This window comes from Thalassobacillus devorans (assembly GCF_900176565.1).
Classification (GTDB): domain Bacteria; phylum Bacillota; class Bacilli; order Bacillales; family Halobacillaceae; genus Thalassobacillus; species Thalassobacillus devorans_A.
The window spans coordinates 270539-289175 of the sequence record NZ_FXEH01000005.1 but is presented as its reverse complement, the minus strand read 5'-3'; the positions used below and the strand labels follow the sequence as shown (position 1 = coordinate 289175).

The window sequence follows — 18637 nt, the reverse complement described above, 5'->3', positions numbered from 1 at the left end:
GGATATTGAGTATCGTTGAACGAGAGATAGTTTGACGGGAGGAGTCTTGCCTAATGGAAGCAATTGTAAAAGAAAAAGTGCAGCAAGTGATTGATCAATTAGCGGAAAAAGAAGTCTATGTTCACTTGGAAACTACAAATGGCGCATATGCCAGTCATTTTGATGAAAATGCATATAATGTCGGTGCTTTTATCCGTAATGCCAAGGTTAAATATGAGCACGGAAAAATAGTTGGAACTGGCGGTGCATATCGTGTCGGACTGAAGCTCAATTTAGGATGGGTTTATGCGGAAGGGGTAACAGACTATGAAGTCGATGATCAAGGGCGGCTCTTGATGGCAGGGCACGATCGGGAAGGGCGCTTGATGGTAGCCTTGCAAATCAGCGAAAAGCCATTCTCCCATGAAAGTGTGGCCCAATCATGAGCAGCCAGGAACATGTAGTAGTTATTTATCCCCATCCGGATGATGAATCCTTTGGGGCGGCAGGCACCATTGCAAGCTACCGGGAAAAAGGGATTCCAGTCACTTATCTTTGTGGGACATTAGGAGAAATGGGCCGTAATATGGGTAACCCTGTATTTGCGAACCGGGAGACATTGTCCAGTTTCCGTAAACAAGAATTATTGAAAGCCTGTAAAGCATTGGATGTCGATGTCCGCATGCTTGGATACCGGGATAAGACATTGGAATTCGAACAAATGGATCAGGTAGCCGGGCATATCCAGTCGATTCTGGAAGAAATCAATCCGACATTGGTCATTACCCACTATCCGGGTTACGCGGTTCACCCGGATCATAACGCGCTTGGAGCAGCGGTAATAGAAGCTGTCAGCAATATCAAGGATTCTCAGCGCCCGGAACTATGGGTACAGGCTATTGCGACTAACTATGAAAAAGACCTGGGTGAACCACACATCAGGCATGATGTTAAACCCTACTGGGACAAAAAGATGGCCGCTATTGAAACGCATCTTTCCCAGGCTTCAGGTATGATGAGTCTGATTAAGGAAAAACCCGACTTCAATGAGAACGAGGAATTAGAACATCTGCGCTACGAACGTTTTTACCGTTGGAATTTCACGGATTGAATACTTCCAGAAAAGCACCTCATGCCAGCAATCTTGAGGTGCTTTTTCGTTCTCTTCAATGCAGGGGTTCTTCTTAATTAAAGCTCCCAATTGCTGAAGACTCAGTTTCGAGACTTTTGATTGCGATTATGGTGGCCGGGAAAACGGATCGCTTTCCGTGGGCATGTGGTGAGCTTCCTCAGGCTTCGCCTTGCGGGATCTCACCGCTCATGTTCATCCCACAGGAGTCTCACCGTTTTCCCAACCACCATATGTTTGTTAGAGTCTCGAAACTTCTATCAAGAATAGCGAGCTTATGGAACAGAAAGTACGATCAGATTAGCATTGTAATAGGATACTCTTCACAAAATAGAGCTGTACTTTCCAAGCGTGATTTCGAGTATTTTATATGGCGAGGGGCGTGGGGGAAGGGTGAGACTCCCGCGGGAGAAGGAGCAAGGCGAGACCCCGCAAGGCTTGCCTGAGGAGGCTCGCCAGTTCCCCCGCAGGAAAGCGAATCCTTCCCCACCGCCCCTAAACTCCCAAATAACATCTCGAAATCAAGTCTTCGACTATTCGGCCTTTTAATTGAATAAGACTTTTATAAAAATAAACAACAAGGTTTAACAGATCTATAACATAAAGTCACAAATTAAGCATAAAATTATAGGATGGTTGACGTATAATAAAGGTAGATAATCGTGTAGTTGAAAGGGGAGGCTAACGATGAAAGAGGAACGATTGCGGATTTTGAAAATGATAGAAGACGGCACCATTTCTGCAGAAGAAGGATCAAAACTGCTGGATGCATTAAACACAGATGAACAAACACATACTGTTTCGAAACAGGTAGACTGGGAAAACGGCGCTAAATCAGAGAAGAAGCAGCCCGATAAAAAGAAAAAGAATATCATGGATTATGTTGAACAGGCTTTTCAAAAAATAAAGAATGCTGATTTTGACTTGAATTTTGGTGACTATGTGGAAGTTTCCCATATCTATCAAAACGTGGATGATTCCTATGATCGCCTGACACTTTCTATTGCGAATGGTTCATTAACTTTGAAGTCCTGGAAGGAGTCTGCCACTCGTGTGGAATGCGAAGCGAAAGTTTATCAGGCGGAGGACTATGATGCAGCTAAAAAAAGCTTGCTCAAACAAGTTGATTTCAAAGTAGCGGATAATCACCTCACCTTAAGTTTAGAAGAAAAGAAAATTAAAGCAGATGTTACTGTCTATGTCCCTGAATCACTTTATGAAAAAGTTCATGCCAAGCTGTTCAACGGGGCGATTTCTTTAGAAAGACTAGAGCTGCATGACATGGAATTGAAGACCTCCAACGGTTCGATACATTTGGATCGAGTTAACGGTGTAGATGGTGATATCGAAACGTCCAATGGGACCATTCATGTTAAAGGAAGCTCCTTTGATGAGCTTGAAGCGGATACCATAAATGGTTCTGTAAAATTAAGCGGAGATTTCGGAAAGCTGGATGCTTCTACTGTCACCGGAGGTGTGACATGTGAATACTTCGGAGACAAAGCGCATACAGGATTTTTCCAAACGACAACAGGCAGCATTAACGTCCATCTTCCTCATCATGTCAAAGTAGATGGCAAGCTCCAAACCAATATGGGGAGTCTTAAATGTAATTTAGATCATGCGAAAATCTATAAAGAGAAAAATGAAGTGGTACGTAAAGAATTACTGTTTGTGATTAACGAACAGAAAGAAAAGGAATATTATTTAGAGGCAGAGACTAAGACAGGTTCGGTCACTGTTGAATAATATAAAGGAGGTAGAAGAGAATGGAAGGAAAATTAATGAGGTCAAAATCAGATCGTATGCTTGCCGGGGTGCTGGGCGGCTTAGCTGAATATTTTAATATAGATGCTACATTGCTTCGTATTATCTTTGTCGTGTTGACGATTCCTATCTCTCCTTTGATTCTTGTCTACCTTGCGGCCATATTCATTATGCCGAATGAAAGGAGAATGGATTCATGAAAAATTGGCTGCTCCATATTATCTTAAACGCTTTAGCGCTATTCATTGTCGCTGCATTGTTCCAGGCGGTGCACATCGATGGGGTAGCTGGAGCATTGCTGGCCGCATTTATTTTATCTATTCTGAATGCAATTGTGCGCCCGATTTTGGTTGTCCTTACATTACCAATTACGATATTGACGCTCGGTTTATTCTTATTTGTGGTCAATGCAATCACCTTATTGCTGACGGATGCTATATTAGGAAGCATGTTCGAAATTGACGGATTTTTCATGGCAATTCTCGCTGCCATCGTCATATCCCTCCTCAACTTGATTTTGAATTCTTTTGTTAAAAAATAATCCTCATAATACGACAAAAAATCGAGTATAACTTCTTGTTTATACTCGATTTTTATTTTTTTAAGTGAAATATTCAAACTTGCCTTCAGGAATATATCTCTCAATGTATCCCTTTAACGTATCTTTCATATCCTCTTGCTGTTCTTTTTTATAAACGTATTTCCCGATTCCGTATTTCCCCCATTTGTATTGTCGCTTTGTTTCATCCATCTCCAGTTTGCTCATCGGATAGTTTTTTTGAATCGTCTTTTTAGCAGGCTGTGTGAAGCGGTGCTGGATCAATTCAAACGTAAGATCTTTTTTGGCGAAATCGGGCAATTCGGCCTCCAGCTTTTCAAATAATTCACGGTATCCTTCTTTCCAATCGTCATATAAATAAATCGGGGCGATGATAAACCCCAAAGGATAGCCGGCGTTGGCTACTTTTACAGCGGCTTCAATCCGGTCGTCCAGCCTGGAGGTACCGGGTTCCAGATATTTGATGACATAATCAGCATTCATACTGAAGCGAAAACGTGTCTTGCCGTTGTGATTGGCATCCAATAAATGATCGACGTGGGCAAATTTCGTTACAAAACGGAGCTTTCCATATTCCGACTCTCCGAAATATTCAATTGCACTTTTTAAGGAATGAGTCAAATGGTCTATGCCTACAATATCGGAGGTGCAGGAGGCTTCAAACCTTGTTTGTTCTGGAGCTCGCTCTTTCATATACTTTTCTGCAGATTCGAAAACTTCTTCTATGTTGACGTATGTTCGAATATACGGTTTGCTCCCCATGGTGGTTTGAAGATAACAGTAGTGACAATGGCCCATGCATCCGGTAGCTAATGGAATGGCATATTCAGCAGAAGGTTTGGATGTGTCGAATTTTAAGGTTTTTCTTACTCCTACGACAAGAGTGGATTTGGCTACACGGTATTGCTGAAAATGATTGTCTCCTGGCAGATTCCTGACATGATTATGGGAGGTGGTTTCTCTTATTTCTATTCCCATATTTTGGAACTTTTCCTTAAGTTCTCTTCCAAGCGGGTAATCCAACGCCCTTGGCTCAATATACACGAGTTGTGGAATGAAGGGTTTTACCACGTGAGCTCACTCCCGCCGAAGTGATCAGCGTATGCCTGTTCCGCTTCAGCTTCGGTACGATAAATAGCTATTTCTTCTGTGAGCGGATAATAGGTTTCGTATAAAAAGAGAGCGAGCTGCTCCGGCTCTTCCGGATTACGGACTACAGCTGCTTCCTGTATATTTGCTACATTTTGTGTATGTGGGTTGCGATAGATGACATAAACGATATCCCCTGCATCCATGGAATCCTGCGGGTTTTGAATTTCCATAAAGTAACACCAGCCTTTTACGTCTTTTTTTCATTATTCCTCTCCAACATTCGATTATGAACAGTTGTGGGTGGTAAAATATGACGCCATTCTTAAATAACCGGTTTTTGTCCAAGTTATTTGGAAAAAATGCTACAATAGGATACAGTAATTGAGATGATAGTAGAGGAGGAGACGATATGTCGAAAGTTCGCACCCAGGACTTATTGGACAGATTCGAACTAGAATTGGTGACGGGCGAGGACGGCGTCCATCGTGAAATACATACGAGTGATATTTCCAGGCCAGGGGTAGAGATGACCGGTTACTTTAAGTTCTACCCGAAAGAACGGCTGCAGTTATTAGGAAAAACGGAATTATCTTATTTCAATGAATTGAATACGGAAGAGCGTAAAGACCGAACGGAAAAACTATGTACAGATGTCACCCCTGGTATCGTCATTACCCGAGGTATGGATATTCCACCAGAATTGATTGATTCCGCCAGGGAAGCTGGAGTGCCGTTAATGCGTTCTCCTTATAAAACGACTCGGGTCATCAGCCGGTTGACCAATTTTCTGGAGACAAAGTTTGCACCGTTTACTGCGATTCACGGGGTATTGGTCGATATTTATGGTATCGGAGTTTTAATCACCGGCCAAAGTGGTGTAGGTAAAAGTGAAACAGCACTGGAACTGGTGAAACGCGGCCATCGTCTTGTAGCCGATGATAGTGTGGAAATTCGCCAGGAAGACTTTGATACATTGATCGGGAATAGTCCGCCTTTGATCGAACATTTGTTAGAAATCCGGGGGCTGGGCATTATCAATGTAATGACCTTGTTTGGAGCGGGCGCAGTCCGGAATTATAAACGGATTTCCATGGTAATGAACCTGGAATTATGGGATCCGAAAAAGCAATATGATCGATTGGGCCTGGATGAAGATACGATGAAGATCATGGATGTGGAAATACCAAAAGCAACGATTCCTGTCCGTCCTGGAAGAAACCTGGCTGTCATCATTGAAGTGGCGGCGATGAACTTCCGCTTAAAGCGTATGGGAGTCAACGCGGCAGAGGAATTTTCACAGCGATTGACGAATGTCATCGATCGTGAAAAGCATATGGAAGAGTAAGGAGGAGTTTGTGTGTCGTGTAGTGCTGAAGCCCTTGACCGGGTGTTTTTACAGTTAGGCCCATTATCGATTTACTGGTATGGTGTTATCATTGCTGCTGGTGCTTATTTGGGTCTCTGGCTTGCTGTCCGTGAAACGGAGCGGCTGGGATTAAAAAAAGATTTGATGATCGATGCAGTCGTCATTGCTATCCCGGTTGCTATTATATCTGCCAGGATTTATTACGTCATATTTGAATGGGAACGTTATGCCGGCGGTTCTCTATTGGATATATTCGCTATATGGGAAGGTGGTATAGCAATTCATGGGGCGTTGATTGGTTCGGTAATTACTGCTATCATTTATGCCCGTGTGAAAAAAGTATCGGTCTGGATGCTGCTTGATATTGCTGCACCAAGTATTCTTCTAGGTCAGGCGATTGGACGCTGGGGTAATTTCATGAACCAGGAAGCCCATGGCGGCCCTGTATCAGAAAGTTTTTATAACAACTTTATGCAGTTCTTACCTGAATTCATCACCAATCAGATGTGTATCGGTGGAACGATGTATCATCCGACATTTTTGTACGAATCGGTCTGGAATATTATCGGTTTCGTATTACTTTTAGTCCTGCGACGCTATAATCCATTGCGTGGCGAGGTATTCTTAAGTTATGTCATCTGGTATTCAATCGGCCGCTTTTTCGTTGAAGGGCTGCGGACTGATAGCTTGTACTTAGTAGGAGATATCCGTACAGCACAGGCGATTTCAATTGTATTAGTAGTTGCGAGTATCGCAGCTATCATTTATCGCCGCAAATCGAAAATGGCGGACAAGCATTACAATGGAAAGAAAGCTTGAGATAAGGGGGAGGACTAGTGACAGGGATCATCATGAGAGGTTTAAAACAGGGCTTATCCGTGACATGGACATTAGGGAAAGTCATTTTTCCGGTTACGTTGATTGTCACCATCCTCCGATTCACACCGGTTTTGCCATGGGCTATGGAGAAAATTGCTCCGTTCATGGCATGGCTGGGGTTGTCTGGAGAAGCAGCGGTTCCCCTGGTATTAGGTAACTTTTTGAATTTATATGCTGGCATCGCAGCCATCCTTTCCTTTGATTTTACCGTAAAAGAAGTATTTATTCTGGCTGTTATGCTATCGTTTTCTCACAATCTGCTGATTGAATCCACCGTTGCTTCAAGAGTAGGTGTCAGCTGGTGGTTCGTCATCGGTTTCCGGCTTAGTCTGGCTGTCATTTCTGCAGCAGTCATCAACCTGGTGTGGAAGGGTGGCAATGAGATGGCTGTTTACGGACTTGCACCCAAACAGGAAGCTGCACCTGATGGCTGGGGAGAAATAATGCTGCAAGGCCTTCAGACAGCGGCAATGGGCATACTGCAATTGGCGTTGATTGTCATTCCGTTGATGGTATTCATGCAATATTTAAGGGAAAAAGGCTGGCTGGACATATTCTCAGGCTGGGTAGCACCAGCGACGAAGTTTTTAGGGATGAATCGAAATACTTCTATGACCTTGGTTGCTGGTTTGACGATCGGCCTGGCTTATGGAGCCGGCATGATGATCCAGGCAGTAAAGGAAGATGGAGTTTCCAGGAAAGATATGTACCTGGCAATGATATTCCTGGTTTCCTGCCACGCCGTTGTAGAGGATACATTGATATTTATTCCGCTCGGTATCCCGGTATGGCCGCTACTGGCATTCCGGCTTATTACCGCTATTTTATTAACCGCGGCTATCGGTTTTATTTGGAATAGGCTAGAAAAGAATAGAGAGGAACACATCCATGAGCATAAATACAATACTCTTTGATTTAGATGGTACATTAATAGATACAAATGAATTGATTATCTCGTCTTTTACACACACTACGGATCAATACGGGGACAGGTTGTACTCCCGTGAAGAAATCATGAGCTTTATCGGGCCACCACTTAGGGAAAGCCTCGCGAAGGTAGATAAAGACAGGGTAGAAGAACTGATTGATGTTTACCGTGAGCATAATATGAAGCATCATGATGAGTTAGTGGAAGCTTATCCAACAGTAGTTGAAACTATCGAAACGTTAAAAGAAAAAGGTTATAAACTGGGAATTGTTACCACGAAGATGCGTCAAACCGTTGAGATGGGACTGAAATTAACTGGATTAAAAGAATCTTTTCCGGTTGTTGTCACCCTGGATGATGTGACCAATGCGAAACCAGATCCTGAACCGATAAATAAGGCGCTTGAGCAACTGGACTCCCATGCTTCCGAGACGCTGATGGTTGGGGATAATACCCATGATATATTAGCCGGCAAGAATGCCGGGACAAAAACAGCGGGCGTTGCCTGGACAATCAAGGGGAAGGAAGTTTTGGAAGCACTGGAACCTGATTTTATGTTGACCGAGATGAGGGAGATATTAGATATCATAGGGGGATGAACACCCATGCGTAAGACAGAGAGGTATCGTGTTGATCATGGCAATTCATTATGGCATATCTATAAAACAGTTCCCTTTTGGAAAGTAGTCAAGAATTTCCTTGTCATCCAGGCTGCCAGATACACCCCATTTCTAGGGATGAAAAATTGGTTATACCGAAAATTTCTCCGTATGGAGGTAGGGAATCAGACAGCTTTTGCTCTGATGGTGATGCTCGATGTCATGTTCCCGGAAAAGATTTTTGTCGGCGAAAATAGCGTGATTGGATATAATACTACGATACTTGCTCATGAATATTTAATTAAAGAGTACCGGCTTGGGGACGTCAGAATCGGGAATGAAGTCATGATCGGCGCAAACTCAACCATTCTCCCAGGAGTGGAAATCGGTGACGGCGCCATTGTTTCTGCAGGCACCCTGGTTCATAAAGATGTGCCCGCGGGATGCTTCGTCGGGGGTAATCCAATGCGGATCATCTATACGAAAGAGGAGTTGCAGGAACGGATGGACCGGGATGAATTCTTTGCAACGGAAGGCAGGCCGGAGATATGATTGAACAGAAAATTCTCCCTGCGGTGAAAAAGATGAAGGATTTTGAAAAGCTGCTGGAGAGCGACAGTGATTATATCGTTTTATTGGATACGAGAGTTTCCCAGTTGAAGCATTTGGTTCGATACGGCCAAAAGGCAGGGAAGCGTGTGTTCGTCCACACGGATTTAATTCAAGGTTTAAAGACGGACGATTATGGCATGGAATTCCTCGGTCAGGATATCAAGCCGGATGGTGTCATTTCTACAAGAGCCAGCGTGATTCAACAGGGTAAAAGGTATCGTATGACAGCCATACAGCGCATGTTTTTGATTGATAGTCATGCGATAGATCATAACCTGAAACTGATCCAGAAAACGAAGCCGGATTATGTCGAGCTGCTCCCCGGAATCTTACCAGGGCAAATAGCATTTATCAAAGAAACCCTGGGGATCCCTATCATAGCAGGCGGTCTTATCCGCAATCAGCAGGAAGTTGACCAGGCGATTGAAGCCGGTGCCGCTGCTATTTCAACATCACGCAGCGATTTATGGAATTTCTAAATCGCTGCTTTTTTCTTGTTACAGATAAGCTCCCTTTAATGGAAGACTCAGTTTCGAGACGTTAGGTAGTAATTATGGTGACTAGGAAAACGGATCGCTTTCCGTGGGCATGTGGTGAGCTTCCTCAGGCGACGCCTTGCGGGATCTCACCGCTCATGTTCATCCCACAGGAGTCTCACCGTTTTCCCAGCCACCATACGTTCGTTAGTTTCTCGAAACATCCATCAGAAATAGAGTGCTTTTGGAGCAGAATATACGGTCAATTTACCATTGTAATAGGATTCTCATCACAAAATAGGGCTGGACTTTCCACACGCGATTTCGAGTATCTTATATGGCAAGGGGCGTGGGGGAAGGGTGAGACTCCTGCGGGAAAGGATAGACTGGCAAGACCCCGCAGAGCTTTAGCTCGAGGAGGCTTGCCGTCTTCCCCGCGGAAAGCGAATCCTTCCCCAACGCCCCTAAACTCCCCACAATCATCTCGAAATCAAGTCTTCGACTTTTTGGCCTGATAGTTGAATGTGCGTCTGTTTTGTAGATCTTGATTGTATAATGAAACAGCTACTGCTATAATAAAAGTAAGTTAATAAGATTCGGTTGGAGAAACGGAGAGACCACGCTGCTTTATAGATACGGCTATAAAGCATGTTCGTGGTCTCTTTTTTTCGTTAACCTGCTCTTTTGCCATACATGAAATAAGCGTTTATGGGGAAAGGAAATATAGGGTGAATTCAACCGCATCATAAGTATAGACACAAGGAGAGGTTTAATCATGAGTCAATTTTCAAGTTATGAACGTCAGGAAACATTGAAAAGCATGACCGAAGAGACATTGGATGTTTTGATCATAGGGGGAGGTATTACAGGAGCGGGTATAGCCCTGGATGCCGCATCGCGTGGGATGAAAACAGCAGTTGTAGAAATGCAGGATTTTGCAGCAGGAACCTCCAGCAGATCGACGAAGCTGGTCCACGGTGGTTTGCGATATTTAAAACAATTCGAAGTGAAAATGGTGGCAGAAGTAGGGAAAGAAAGAGAAATTGTCTATCAAAATGGTCCGCATGTAACTACGCCTGAATGGATGATGCTGCCCTTCCACAAAGGGGGAACATTCGGACCTCTTTCCACCAACCTTGGCCTGCGTGTCTATGATTACCTTGCCGGTGTGAAAAAATCAGAACGGAGAACCATGTTTTCAGCAGAAGAAGCGATAGAACGGGAGCCTTTGATTAAACGTGATAATTTGAGGGGCGCAGGTTTTTATGTGGAATATAAAACGGATGATGCACGCTTGACATTGGAAGTAATGAAAAAATCAGTAGAGCATGGCGCCCTGGCAGCCAACTATGCTAAAGTAGTTGATTTCAACTACGACGATGAAGCTAAAATTACCGGGGCTGTAGTAGAAGATCAAACCGACGGGAAGCGTTACACCATTCGAGCGAAGAAAATAATCAATGCAGGAGGTCCATGGGTGGATCAGCTGCGGGAAATTGACGGTTCCAAAAAGGGGAAAACACTTCATTTGACGAAAGGTGTCCACTTGGTTTTTGATGGAGAACGTTTCCCTTTAAGGCAAGCAATCTATTTTGATACTCCAGACGGACGAATGGTTTTCGCGATTCCCCGTGATGGAAAAACCTACGTCGGTACCACCGATACAACTTATGAAGGGGATATTGCACATCCAACCATGACGGAAGAAGATCGTACGTATTTAATCGATTCGATCAATTATATGTTCCCGACGGTAGATATCACCGTGGAAGATGTCGAATCGAGCTGGGCAGGTTTACGACCGTTGATTCATGAAGAAGGGAAAGACCCATCTGAAATTTCCCGAAAAGATGAAATATTCATTTCCGATTCCGGACTTATTTCCATGGCTGGTGGAAAACTGACCGGCTATCGCAAAATGGCGGAAACAGTTATCGATATTGTTCGTGACATGTTTACGGAAGAAGAAGGAATCCGTTATTCTGATTCAGAGACAAAGTATATGCCAATATCAGGCGGAAACGTTGGCGGAGCAAAAGGATTTGACAGCTTTCTGGAGGAGAAAACGAGCCAGGGAAAAGCGATCGGGCTTCCCGAGGAAAAGGCACGAGAACTGGCAGATTTATATGGATCAAACGTCGGTCTTGTCTTTGATTTTTATGAACAAGGAAAAGAGAGAGCAGAGGCTGCAGGTATCGAGCGTGTCACATTTGCGATGCTGCAATATGGGCTGGAATACGAACTGGTCTATCGGCCCGTTGACTTTTTCGTTCGCCGGACCGGTGCTTTATTCTTTAACATTGCCTGGGTCCACCAGCACAAGGATGCGGTAATTGCTTATATGGCAAAAGAACTGAACTGGAATGAGACGCAGAGAAATGCTTATACAAAAGAACTAGACCAGCTATTGAAAGAAGCAGTAGAACCTGCAGAGCCAATGATGGCCTAGTTTTGAATGGTTACCCCGGTCAGGAAAACGAGTGTTTTCCTGACCGGGGTTTTTCATTTGGCCCATAAAATAAGCTAAAACATGCTAAAATCGGCTAATATAAGGAGAGGTACATATACTAATTTGATTAATTAAGCGACAAAGGGGTTCTACTCGGTCACGAAAAGGGAACAAATAAAATAGCCAGTTTTGTTTGACGGACTATCTTTATTACGTTATCATATTAGCAAGCTAAAGGATTCGAATGGATTCTCAAAAAGAAAGGATGCACTCCATGGCAAAGCGGTTAATGTTTGAAAAGCCACTGGGAATGCGGGACACGCTTCCCTTTTTTTATAATCAGAAGAAACAAGCTCGTGAATTATTGACAGAAGAAATCTCAAACTTCGGTTACATGTTTATGGATACACCAATATTGGAGTATTATGAGACAGTTGGAGAAGCGAGTGCTACCTTGGACCAGCAATTGTTCAAACTACTGGATCAACAAGGTCATTCCCTTGTATTGCGACCGGATATGACTGCTCCGATTGCGCGTGTGGCGGCGTCTCAGCTCAAGCGTGCAGAATTCCCGCTTCGTTTAGCTTATGATGGACCTGTTTTTCGTGCGCAGCAGACAGAAGGAGGAAAGCCGGCCCAATTTGAACAGGTTGGAACAGAACTGATTGGCGATCATTCTTCTTATGGAGATGCCGAAGTAATTGCCCTGTTGATCCGTTCTCTTCAACGGGCAGGTTTGCAAGATTTTCAGATTACAATCGGTCATGTCGGATATGTCCGTTGCTTTTTCAAAGAAATACTTGGTGATGACGATTCGGCGTTAACAGAAGAATTGATGAGCTACCTCTATCGGAAAAATCACGTTGGCTATCAGGAAGCGGTTAAAGCTCTCCCATTACATGACGAAGCAAAGCGGGCGTTGATGGGGCTGTTGAAGTTGCGGGGAGAAGATGAAGTGTTCGACCAAAGCAAGTCACTTGCCCGTAATCAGGAATGCCTGCAGGCTATTAATGAACTGAAGCAGCTGTACAAGATACTGAAGCAGTATCAAGTGGAGCAGTACGTCAGTTTCGACCTCAACTTGATCAGTCATATGGACTATTACACTGGCATTCTTTTTGAAGGGTATGCCCCTAACTTAGGCTCCTTGTTATGTAATGGCGGACGTTATGATCAATTGCTTCCTTCTTTCCAATTAAATGCCTCTGCTACCGGATTCGCCATCCATCTTGAACGTCTGGTAGAAGCGCTTGCCAAACAGTCCAACGGAGACGAACGGATTGGCATCCTGGTTGATGACGACACATTTACTGATGGATTAAAACAGGCACAAAATCTTCGACAAGAAGGGAAAAGAGTATTACTACAGCATGTAGATCAGGTTCCTGACCTGCAGCAATTCAAAGCAGAACTTGTAGAAGCGATTGATTTGACGACAGGAGGTGGCCATGATGCGTAAACCTTTGACAATTGCTATGCCAAAAGGACGGATCTTTGAAGAAGCAGCTGAGCTGATGAAGCAAGCAGGATATGACCTCCTGTCCAACCAAGAGGAATCAAGGAAATTGATATTGGAGTTCCCGGAACAGAATTTACGGATCATGATGGCCAAACCGATGGATGTGGTGACGTATGTAGAATATGGGACAGCCGATATCGGGATCGCCGGGAAAGATGTCCTATTGGAGCAGGACCGTGATGTTTACGAAGTGCTTGACCTTGGCATCAGTCCTTGTTACATCGCTGTGGCCGGCCTTCCGGATCAGCCGCTCAGCAAAATCGCTCCGAAGATAGCGACAAAATATCCAAAAGTAGCCTCTGATTACTTTCGTGAGCAAGGAGAGCAAATTGAAATCATTCCACTGAACGGCTCGATTGAAATCGCTCCGTTAATCGGGCTCGCAGACCGGATTGTGGATATCGTTTCTACTGGAAGAACCTTGAAAGAAAACGGGTTAGTAGAGTATGAAAAAATTGTCGGAATTACATCGCGGTTGATTGTCAATCCTGTGAGCTACCGATTGAAAAGCAAGGAAATTGATGAAATGGTCAACCAATTGAGTGAAGTGGTAGGGGAGGACTATGTATGAAAATCCTGAAAAAGAATGAAATCACTTCATTCAAACGCAGTGTGGATGCAGGAACAGAAGAACAACGAGCGGCCGTCAAAGCAATCATCGCTGACGTGAAAGAAAAAGGCGAAGAGGCTCTCCGCTCTTATACGGAAAAATTTGATGGCGTGACTTTGGATAATGTTAAGGTTGAAAAAGCGGAAATTGAACAGGCATACAGGCTAATGGATGGAGAACTGGTTGAGGTATTGAAAGAAGCTGCTGCCAACATACGTAGCTTCCATACGAAACAGAAGTCCACTTCCTGGTTTGACGCGCAGGAGGATGGCACGATTCTCGGGCAGAAAATCACACCGATTGATGCTGCGGGAGTCTATGTACCGGGCGGAACAGCAGCCTATCCATCTTCTGTTTTTATGAATGTCATTCCTGCTCAGGTAGCAGGTGTGGAACGGATAGCCATGACTACTCCTCCAGGCCCTGATGGAACACTGCCGCCAGGAGTATTGGTGGCTGCTGACCTTCTGGGTGTCGATGAAATCTATAAAGTCGGCGGAGCACAAGCCGTGGCTGCTTTGGCTTATGGAACAGATACCATTGCTCCTGTTGATAAGATTGTGGGACCAGGAAACGTTTTTGTTGCGCTCGCCAAGCGGGAAGTTTTCGGTGACGTTGCTATTGATATGATTGCAGGGCCAAGTGAAATCGCTATTCTTGCAGATGATACCGCACGACCGGAAGAAGTAGCCGCTGACTTACTTTCACAGGCTGAACATGATGTCCGTTCCTCGAGCGTACTGGTCACAACCAGTGAATTCCTGGCAGGAGCAGTTCAAGCCGAAGTGGACCGCCAGCTGCAAGCATTACCCCGAGAAGAAATCGCCCGGAAAAGCGTGGAAGACTATGGAGCGATCGTTCTGTGTGAATCGATGGAAGAAGCGGAAGACACCATCAACGAAATTGCTCCTGAGCACCTGGAAGTAGTTACATCTGCTCCGTTCGAACAGTTAGCAAAAATTAAGCATGCGGGCGCTATATTTCTTGGAAGGTACAGCAGTGAACCGATCGGTGATTATTTCGCCGGACCAAACCATGTATTACCGACCAATGGAACAGCAAGATTTTCAAGTCCGCTGAACGTTGACGATTTTATAAAGAAATCAAGCATTATTTCTTACAGTGAACGAGCCTGGCGTGAAAACCACGAAAAGATTGCCCGTTTTGCCAGACTCGAAGGGCTGGAAGCACATGCCAGAGCAGTGGAGTCTAGAAAGGAGACAAAAGATGAGTAATAAGCGTATGGCTGCCATCGACCGGAAAACAAGAGAGACTGACATCAGTCTTAAAATTGACCTGGATGGAAGTGGCAAACAGGAGCTTGATGTCCAGGTCCCATTTTTAGCTCATATGCTGGAGCTGTTTAGTAAGCACGGGTTATTTGATATGGAAGTAAAAGGTCACGGGGACGTGGATGTTGATGATCATCATACGACAGAAGATATTGGCATCTGTCTTGGCCAAGCATTTCGTCAGGCGGTTGGAGATAAGGCAGGTATCAAACGGTATGGTTCGATGACCCTGCCGATGGATGAAACATTGGTGACGGTTGCCGTCGATTTAAGTGACCGTCCACATTTGGAATGGAAGGCAGAGATTCCTGCTGCGAAAATAGGAACCTTTGATACGGAAAATGTGCACGAGTTTTTCTGGAAATTCGCCCTGGAAGCCAGGATCAATTTACATATCGTCCTTCACCATGGGCACAACAGTCATCACATTGTAGAAGCTATGTTCAAAGCGCTGGCGCGTGCTTTGGATGAAGCGACACAAATTGACCCAAGAATTCAAGGGGTGCCAAGCACGAAAGGAAGTCTTTGATTATGATAGGTATCATTGATTATGGCATGGGCAACTTGTTCAGCGTGTCCAAAGCATTAGAGCGGCTGGATGTCTCTTATAAATTCGGAGACCGACCTGAGCATATTGCTGATTGTGACGGATATATTCTTCCAGGTGTAGGAGCTTTTCCTGATGCTGTCAAGGCTTTAAAGCAGCATGGTTTTGTAGAATTCATTAAGGAAAAAGCGGAAGCTGGAGTTCCAATTTATGGGATTTGTCTCGGCATGCAATTATTATTCGAAGAAAGCGAAGAGAACCAGCTGACGGAAGGACTTGGTCTTCTTCCTGGCAGAATAGTAAGATTTCCTGGGATAGATGAACAGGGCTCTTCTTATAAAGTTCCACATATGGGGTGGAACCGGCTTGATATCCAGCAGCCTGACCATCCGTTACTGGAAGATATTAATAACGAATACGTCTATTTTGTCCACTCCTATTATGTCTTTACGGAAGATCGTTCGGTATTGCTTGCTACTGCGGATTACCATGTGGAAGTTCCTGGCATAGTGGGCAAAGGTTCGTTATACGCCAGCCAGTTCCATCCGGAGAAGAGCAGCAGAGCCGGCATGCAGTTGTTAGAGAATTTTTGCAAGAAAATTGTACCTGAACAAGGAGGGACCCAGGAATGAGTTTTACGATTTACCCGGCGATCGATATGCGGGATGGGAAATGCGTCCGCCTGGAGCAGGGGGACTTTAATAAAGAAACCGTTTATGGAGAAAATCCATTCGAAGTCGCGGCAGGGTTTGCGGAAGCTGGAGCCAGCTGGATTCATATGGTCGATCTCGATGGGGCGAAAGAGGGATCCAGACAGAATGCCAGGCATGTGATTCGAACAGCTAAAGAATTATCGTGCTCCGTACAGATTGGAGGAGGCATCCGTTCGGAAGAGGATGTCCGTTTTTATTTAGAACAAGGTGTCGATCGTGTAATTATCGGCTCCCTGGCTATTCGTAATCTGGAGCTTACTAAAGAATTGCTCGCTAAATTCAAACACCAGATTGCCATCGGACTCGATGCCAGAGATGGTTATGTTGCCACGGACGGCTGGCTGGAAAGTTCTGAAGTAACTGCCGTATCTCTTGGAAAGGAACTGGCTGAAGCCGGAGCCGAAACATTTATTTACACTGATATTGCCAAGGATGGGATGCTTTCTGGGCCTAACACAAAAGAAATTGTCCGTTTAGCTGAAGAGACCAACACTAATGTTATCGCATCAGGGGGTATTAAGGGTCTGGAAGATCTTCGTGAACTGAAACAATATCAATCAAGCAAAGTGATCGGTTCCATCGTAGGAAAAGCTCTTTATACAAACCAATTCTCCCTTGAAGATGCCTTGAAGGAGGAAGCGTGATGCTTGCCAAACGAATTATTCCTTGCCTGGATGTCAAGGAAGGAAGAGTGGTGAAAGGAATCCAGTTTGTAGAAATCCGAGATGCCGGTGACCCAGTCGAACTGGCAAAGGTTTACGATGAACAAGGTGCCGATGAGCTTGTCTTTTTGGATATTTCAGCCACTCATGAGGGAAGGAAGACGATGATCGATGTGGTCCGGCAAGTTGCTTCTGAATTAGCGATTCCTTTTACTGTAGGTGGTGGAATCGGATCACTGGAAGATATCAGGGCGATCCTCCGTGCAGGTGCGGACAAGGTTTCTTTAAATTCTGCTGCTGTCAGAAGACCGGATTTGATCAAAGAAAGTTCCGACTACTTTGGTACTCAATGTATTGTCGTGGCAATTGATGCCCGGTTTGATTCTGAAGTTGAGACTTGGAGGGTATATACCCATGGCGGACGAAAACCGACGGACTGGCTTCTTGAGGATTGGGCTAAGGAGGCTGTTCGATTAGGAGCGGGAGAGATTCTGCTGACCTCAATGAACCAGGACGGTGAAAAAACAGGTTTCGATCTCGCGATGCTGCAAGCTGTCCAAAAAGTTGTCAACGTTCCGGTTATTGCTTCCGGCGGGGCTGGTTCAGCAGAACATTTCCTTGAAGTTTTTCAGGAAACAGGTGTAGATGCAGCACTGGCGGCATCGATTTTTCATTATAAGGAAACATCCGTGCAACGTGTGAAAGATTATCTTCAAGAAAAAGGAGTGGTCGTGCGATGAATTTAGATAATATACAGTTCGATGAAAAGGGGCTGGTACCTGCAATCGTCCAGGATGCACGAAGCAAATCAGTTCTGACACTGGCATATATGAATAAGGAATCATTGGAGAAAACCCTGGAAACAAACGAGACGGTATTTTACAGCCGCTCACGTCAGGAGTTATGGCATAAGGGAGAAACTTCCGGCAACACTCAGCAAGTTACCAGCATTCATTATGATTGTGACCAGGATGCTTTACTGGTACAAGTTGTACCGAACGGACCAGCTTGTCATAAAGGGGATTACAGCTGCTTTTCTGAAGCTATCACAAGTGACAAGGCTTCACTTTCGGAAAATCGTTATGAAATACTTGATCAATTGCAACAGGTCCTTGCTGACAGGAAAGCGACCAATCCGGAAGGCTCCTATACAAGTAAGCTGTTTCAAGAAGGTGTCGACAGGATTGCCAAGAAAATTGGAGAAGAAGCAGGAGAAGTCATTATTGCCGCTAAAAACAATGACGCAGAAGAGCTTTCCCTGGAATCTGCAGACCTGTTGTTTCATTTATTAGTGCTCCTGACAGACCGTGACGTTTCTTTTGATAAAGTTCTTGGCGTACTGGAAGAAAGGCATCGTTGATCCTATCCGGCTATTTTACTGTTTTTGTCAAAAAATAGTCTATATCCTATTATTCATCTGTGTTATACTGTCATACGTACTGAAACGGTGATAGGAGGA

At 44.5% G+C, this 18637-nt stretch carries 22 protein-coding genes; 20 read left to right on the top strand and 2 right to left on the bottom strand.

Features of this window, described 5'->3' with window-relative positions:
• The first annotated feature begins 53 nt into the window (after positions 1 to 53).
• The 5 genes from B9Y67_RS06330 (at position 54) to B9Y67_RS06305 (ending at position 3416) form a co-directional block, all read left to right on the top strand.
• Positions 54 to 425, top strand: a complete 372-nt coding sequence (locus tag B9Y67_RS06330; RefSeq protein WP_085505916.1) for a YojF family protein — start codon at positions 54 to 56, stop codon at positions 423 to 425.
• Positions 422 to 1090 (top strand): bacillithiol biosynthesis deacetylase BshB2, encoded by a 669-nt coding sequence (bshB2, locus tag B9Y67_RS06325; RefSeq protein ID WP_085505915.1) that lies wholly within the window; start codon positions 422 to 424, stop codon positions 1088 to 1090. Before B9Y67_RS06330 ends, bshB2 begins: the two co-directional genes overlap by 4 nt.
• A gap of 705 nt (positions 1091 to 1795) precedes the next feature.
• Complete coding sequence (locus B9Y67_RS06315; RefSeq protein ID WP_085505913.1) at positions 1796 to 2857, top strand: DUF4097 family beta strand repeat-containing protein; 1062 nt, start codon at positions 1796 to 1798, stop codon at positions 2855 to 2857.
• Positions 2858 to 2877: 20 nt separating this feature from the next.
• Positions 2878 to 3075 carry a PspC domain-containing protein gene (locus B9Y67_RS06310; protein WP_085505912.1) on the top strand — a complete coding sequence of 66 codons (198 nt, stop codon included), beginning with the start codon at positions 2878 to 2880 and terminating at the stop codon, positions 3073 to 3075.
• Positions 3072 to 3416, top strand: coding sequence for a phage holin family protein (locus B9Y67_RS06305; RefSeq protein WP_085505911.1), 345 nt, complete (start codon positions 3072 to 3074; stop codon positions 3414 to 3416). Before B9Y67_RS06310 ends, B9Y67_RS06305 begins: the two co-directional genes overlap by 4 nt.
• A 60-nt stretch (positions 3417 to 3476) precedes the next feature.
• Here B9Y67_RS06305 and splB read toward each other — a convergent pair whose 3' ends face one another.
• The gene (splB, locus tag B9Y67_RS06300; protein WP_085505910.1) at positions 3477 to 4505 is read right to left on the bottom strand and encodes a spore photoproduct lyase; all 1029 of its coding nucleotides are present in this window, start codon (positions 4503 to 4505) and stop codon (positions 3477 to 3479) included.
• Positions 4499 to 4756, bottom strand: coding sequence for a transcriptional regulator SplA domain-containing protein (locus B9Y67_RS06295; protein WP_085505909.1), 258 nt, complete (start codon positions 4754 to 4756; stop codon positions 4499 to 4501). Before B9Y67_RS06295 ends, splB begins: the two co-directional genes overlap by 7 nt.
• 179 nt (positions 4757 to 4935) lie before the next feature.
• Between B9Y67_RS06295 and hprK the strand changes: the two genes are divergently transcribed.
• From hprK to hisIE, 15 genes are all read left to right on the top strand, one after another.
• Entirely contained in the window at positions 4936 to 5871 is a 936-nt protein-coding gene (hprK, locus tag B9Y67_RS06290; RefSeq protein WP_062441263.1) for an HPr(Ser) kinase/phosphatase, read from the top strand.
• Positions 5872 to 5883: 12 nt separating this feature from the next.
• A complete protein-coding gene (gene lgt, locus B9Y67_RS06285) occupies positions 5884 to 6711 on the top strand; it encodes a prolipoprotein diacylglyceryl transferase (RefSeq protein ID WP_085505908.1) in 828 nt (275 codons plus the stop codon).
• Positions 6712 to 6728: 17 nt separating this feature from the next.
• Positions 6729 to 7685 (top strand): nucleoside recognition domain-containing protein, encoded by a 957-nt coding sequence (locus B9Y67_RS06280; RefSeq protein WP_085505907.1) that lies wholly within the window; start codon positions 6729 to 6731, stop codon positions 7683 to 7685.
• Entirely contained in the window at positions 7660 to 8298 is a 639-nt protein-coding gene (gene ppaX, locus B9Y67_RS06275) for a pyrophosphatase PpaX (RefSeq protein WP_085505906.1), read from the top strand. The genes B9Y67_RS06280 and ppaX overlap by 26 nt, the downstream gene beginning before the upstream one ends.
• Positions 8299 to 8304: 6 nt before the next feature.
• Complete coding sequence (locus tag B9Y67_RS06270; protein WP_085505905.1) at positions 8305 to 8850, top strand: acyltransferase; 546 nt, start codon at positions 8305 to 8307, stop codon at positions 8848 to 8850.
• Entirely contained in the window at positions 8847 to 9389 is a 543-nt protein-coding gene (locus tag B9Y67_RS06265) for a glycerol-3-phosphate responsive antiterminator (protein ID WP_085505904.1), read from the top strand. The genes B9Y67_RS06270 and B9Y67_RS06265 overlap by 4 nt, the downstream gene beginning before the upstream one ends.
• 772 nt (positions 9390 to 10161) lie before the next feature.
• On the top strand, positions 10162 to 11835 hold the full coding sequence (locus B9Y67_RS06260) for a glycerol-3-phosphate dehydrogenase/oxidase (RefSeq protein WP_085505903.1): 1674 nt from the start codon (positions 10162 to 10164) through the stop codon (positions 11833 to 11835).
• Between the two features lie 274 nt (positions 11836 to 12109).
• The gene (locus tag B9Y67_RS06255; RefSeq protein WP_085505902.1) at positions 12110 to 13294 is read left to right on the top strand and encodes an ATP phosphoribosyltransferase regulatory subunit; all 1185 of its coding nucleotides are present in this window, start codon (positions 12110 to 12112) and stop codon (positions 13292 to 13294) included.
• Positions 13287 to 13925 (top strand): ATP phosphoribosyltransferase, encoded by a 639-nt coding sequence (hisG, locus tag B9Y67_RS06250; protein WP_085505901.1) that lies wholly within the window; start codon positions 13287 to 13289, stop codon positions 13923 to 13925. The genes B9Y67_RS06255 and hisG overlap by 8 nt, the downstream gene beginning before the upstream one ends.
• A complete protein-coding gene (gene hisD / locus B9Y67_RS06245) occupies positions 13922 to 15199 on the top strand; it encodes a histidinol dehydrogenase (protein WP_085505900.1) in 1278 nt (425 codons plus the stop codon). The genes hisG and hisD overlap by 4 nt, the downstream gene beginning before the upstream one ends.
• Positions 15192 to 15785, top strand: coding sequence for an imidazoleglycerol-phosphate dehydratase HisB (gene hisB, locus B9Y67_RS06240; protein WP_085505899.1), 594 nt, complete (start codon positions 15192 to 15194; stop codon positions 15783 to 15785). The genes hisD and hisB overlap by 8 nt, the downstream gene beginning before the upstream one ends.
• Before the next feature lie 2 nt (positions 15786 to 15787).
• Complete coding sequence (gene hisH / locus B9Y67_RS06235; protein WP_085505898.1) at positions 15788 to 16435, top strand: imidazole glycerol phosphate synthase subunit HisH; 648 nt, start codon at positions 15788 to 15790, stop codon at positions 16433 to 16435.
• Positions 16432 to 17160, top strand: a complete 729-nt coding sequence (gene hisA / locus B9Y67_RS06230) for a 1-(5-phosphoribosyl)-5-[(5-phosphoribosylamino)methylideneamino]imidazole-4-carboxamide isomerase (RefSeq protein ID WP_085505897.1) — start codon at positions 16432 to 16434, stop codon at positions 17158 to 17160. Before hisH ends, hisA begins: the two co-directional genes overlap by 4 nt.
• Positions 17160 to 17918 carry an imidazole glycerol phosphate synthase subunit HisF gene (hisF, locus tag B9Y67_RS06225; RefSeq protein ID WP_085505896.1) on the top strand — a complete coding sequence of 253 codons (759 nt, stop codon included), beginning with the start codon at positions 17160 to 17162 and terminating at the stop codon, positions 17916 to 17918. Before hisA ends, hisF begins: the two co-directional genes overlap by 1 nt.
• The gene (gene hisIE / locus B9Y67_RS06220; protein ID WP_062441214.1) at positions 17915 to 18538 is read left to right on the top strand and encodes a bifunctional phosphoribosyl-AMP cyclohydrolase/phosphoribosyl-ATP diphosphatase HisIE; all 624 of its coding nucleotides are present in this window, start codon (positions 17915 to 17917) and stop codon (positions 18536 to 18538) included. The genes hisF and hisIE overlap by 4 nt, the downstream gene beginning before the upstream one ends.
• Positions 18539 to 18637: the final 99 nt, after the last annotated feature.

Excerpts from the sequence above, each read along its gene's own strand:
- B9Y67_RS06305 (WP_085505911.1), top strand. The coding sequence starts at position 3,072 with ATGAAAAATTGGCTGCTCCATATTATCTTAAACGCTTTAGCGCTATTC.
- hisIE (WP_062441214.1), top strand. The coding sequence starts at position 17,915 with ATGAATTTAGATAATATACAGTTCGATGAAAAGGGGCTGGTACCTGCA.
- bshB2 (WP_085505915.1), top strand. The coding sequence starts at position 422 with ATGAGCAGCCAGGAACATGTAGTAGTTATTTATCCCCATCCGGATGAT.
- B9Y67_RS06315 (WP_085505913.1), top strand. The coding sequence starts at position 1,796 with ATGAAAGAGGAACGATTGCGGATTTTGAAAATGATAGAAGACGGCACC.
- B9Y67_RS06330 (WP_085505916.1), top strand. The coding sequence starts at position 54 with ATGGAAGCAATTGTAAAAGAAAAAGTGCAGCAAGTGATTGATCAATTA.
- hisF (WP_085505896.1), top strand. The coding sequence starts at position 17,160 with ATGCTTGCCAAACGAATTATTCCTTGCCTGGATGTCAAGGAAGGAAGA.
- B9Y67_RS06260 (WP_085505903.1), top strand. The coding sequence starts at position 10,162 with ATGAGTCAATTTTCAAGTTATGAACGTCAGGAAACATTGAAAAGCATG.
- B9Y67_RS06255 (WP_085505902.1), top strand. The coding sequence starts at position 12,110 with ATGGCAAAGCGGTTAATGTTTGAAAAGCCACTGGGAATGCGGGACACG.
- hisH (WP_085505898.1), top strand. The coding sequence starts at position 15,788 with ATGATAGGTATCATTGATTATGGCATGGGCAACTTGTTCAGCGTGTCC.
- hisG (WP_085505901.1), top strand. The coding sequence starts at position 13,287 with ATGCGTAAACCTTTGACAATTGCTATGCCAAAAGGACGGATCTTTGAA.
- hisD (WP_085505900.1), top strand. The coding sequence starts at position 13,922 with ATGAAAATCCTGAAAAAGAATGAAATCACTTCATTCAAACGCAGTGTG.
- hisA (WP_085505897.1), top strand. The coding sequence starts at position 16,432 with ATGAGTTTTACGATTTACCCGGCGATCGATATGCGGGATGGGAAATGC.
- B9Y67_RS06270 (WP_085505905.1), top strand. The coding sequence starts at position 8,305 with ATGCGTAAGACAGAGAGGTATCGTGTTGATCATGGCAATTCATTATGG.
- B9Y67_RS06265 (WP_085505904.1), top strand. The coding sequence starts at position 8,847 with ATGATTGAACAGAAAATTCTCCCTGCGGTGAAAAAGATGAAGGATTTT.
- hisB (WP_085505899.1), top strand. The coding sequence starts at position 15,192 with ATGAGTAATAAGCGTATGGCTGCCATCGACCGGAAAACAAGAGAGACT.
- B9Y67_RS06295 (WP_085505909.1), bottom strand. The coding sequence starts at position 4,756 with ATGGAAATTCAAAACCCGCAGGATTCCATGGATGCAGGGGATATCGTT.
- hprK (WP_062441263.1), top strand. The coding sequence starts at position 4,936 with ATGTCGAAAGTTCGCACCCAGGACTTATTGGACAGATTCGAACTAGAA.
- B9Y67_RS06310 (WP_085505912.1), top strand. The coding sequence starts at position 2,878 with ATGGAAGGAAAATTAATGAGGTCAAAATCAGATCGTATGCTTGCCGGG.
- ppaX (WP_085505906.1), top strand. The coding sequence starts at position 7,660 with ATGAGCATAAATACAATACTCTTTGATTTAGATGGTACATTAATAGAT.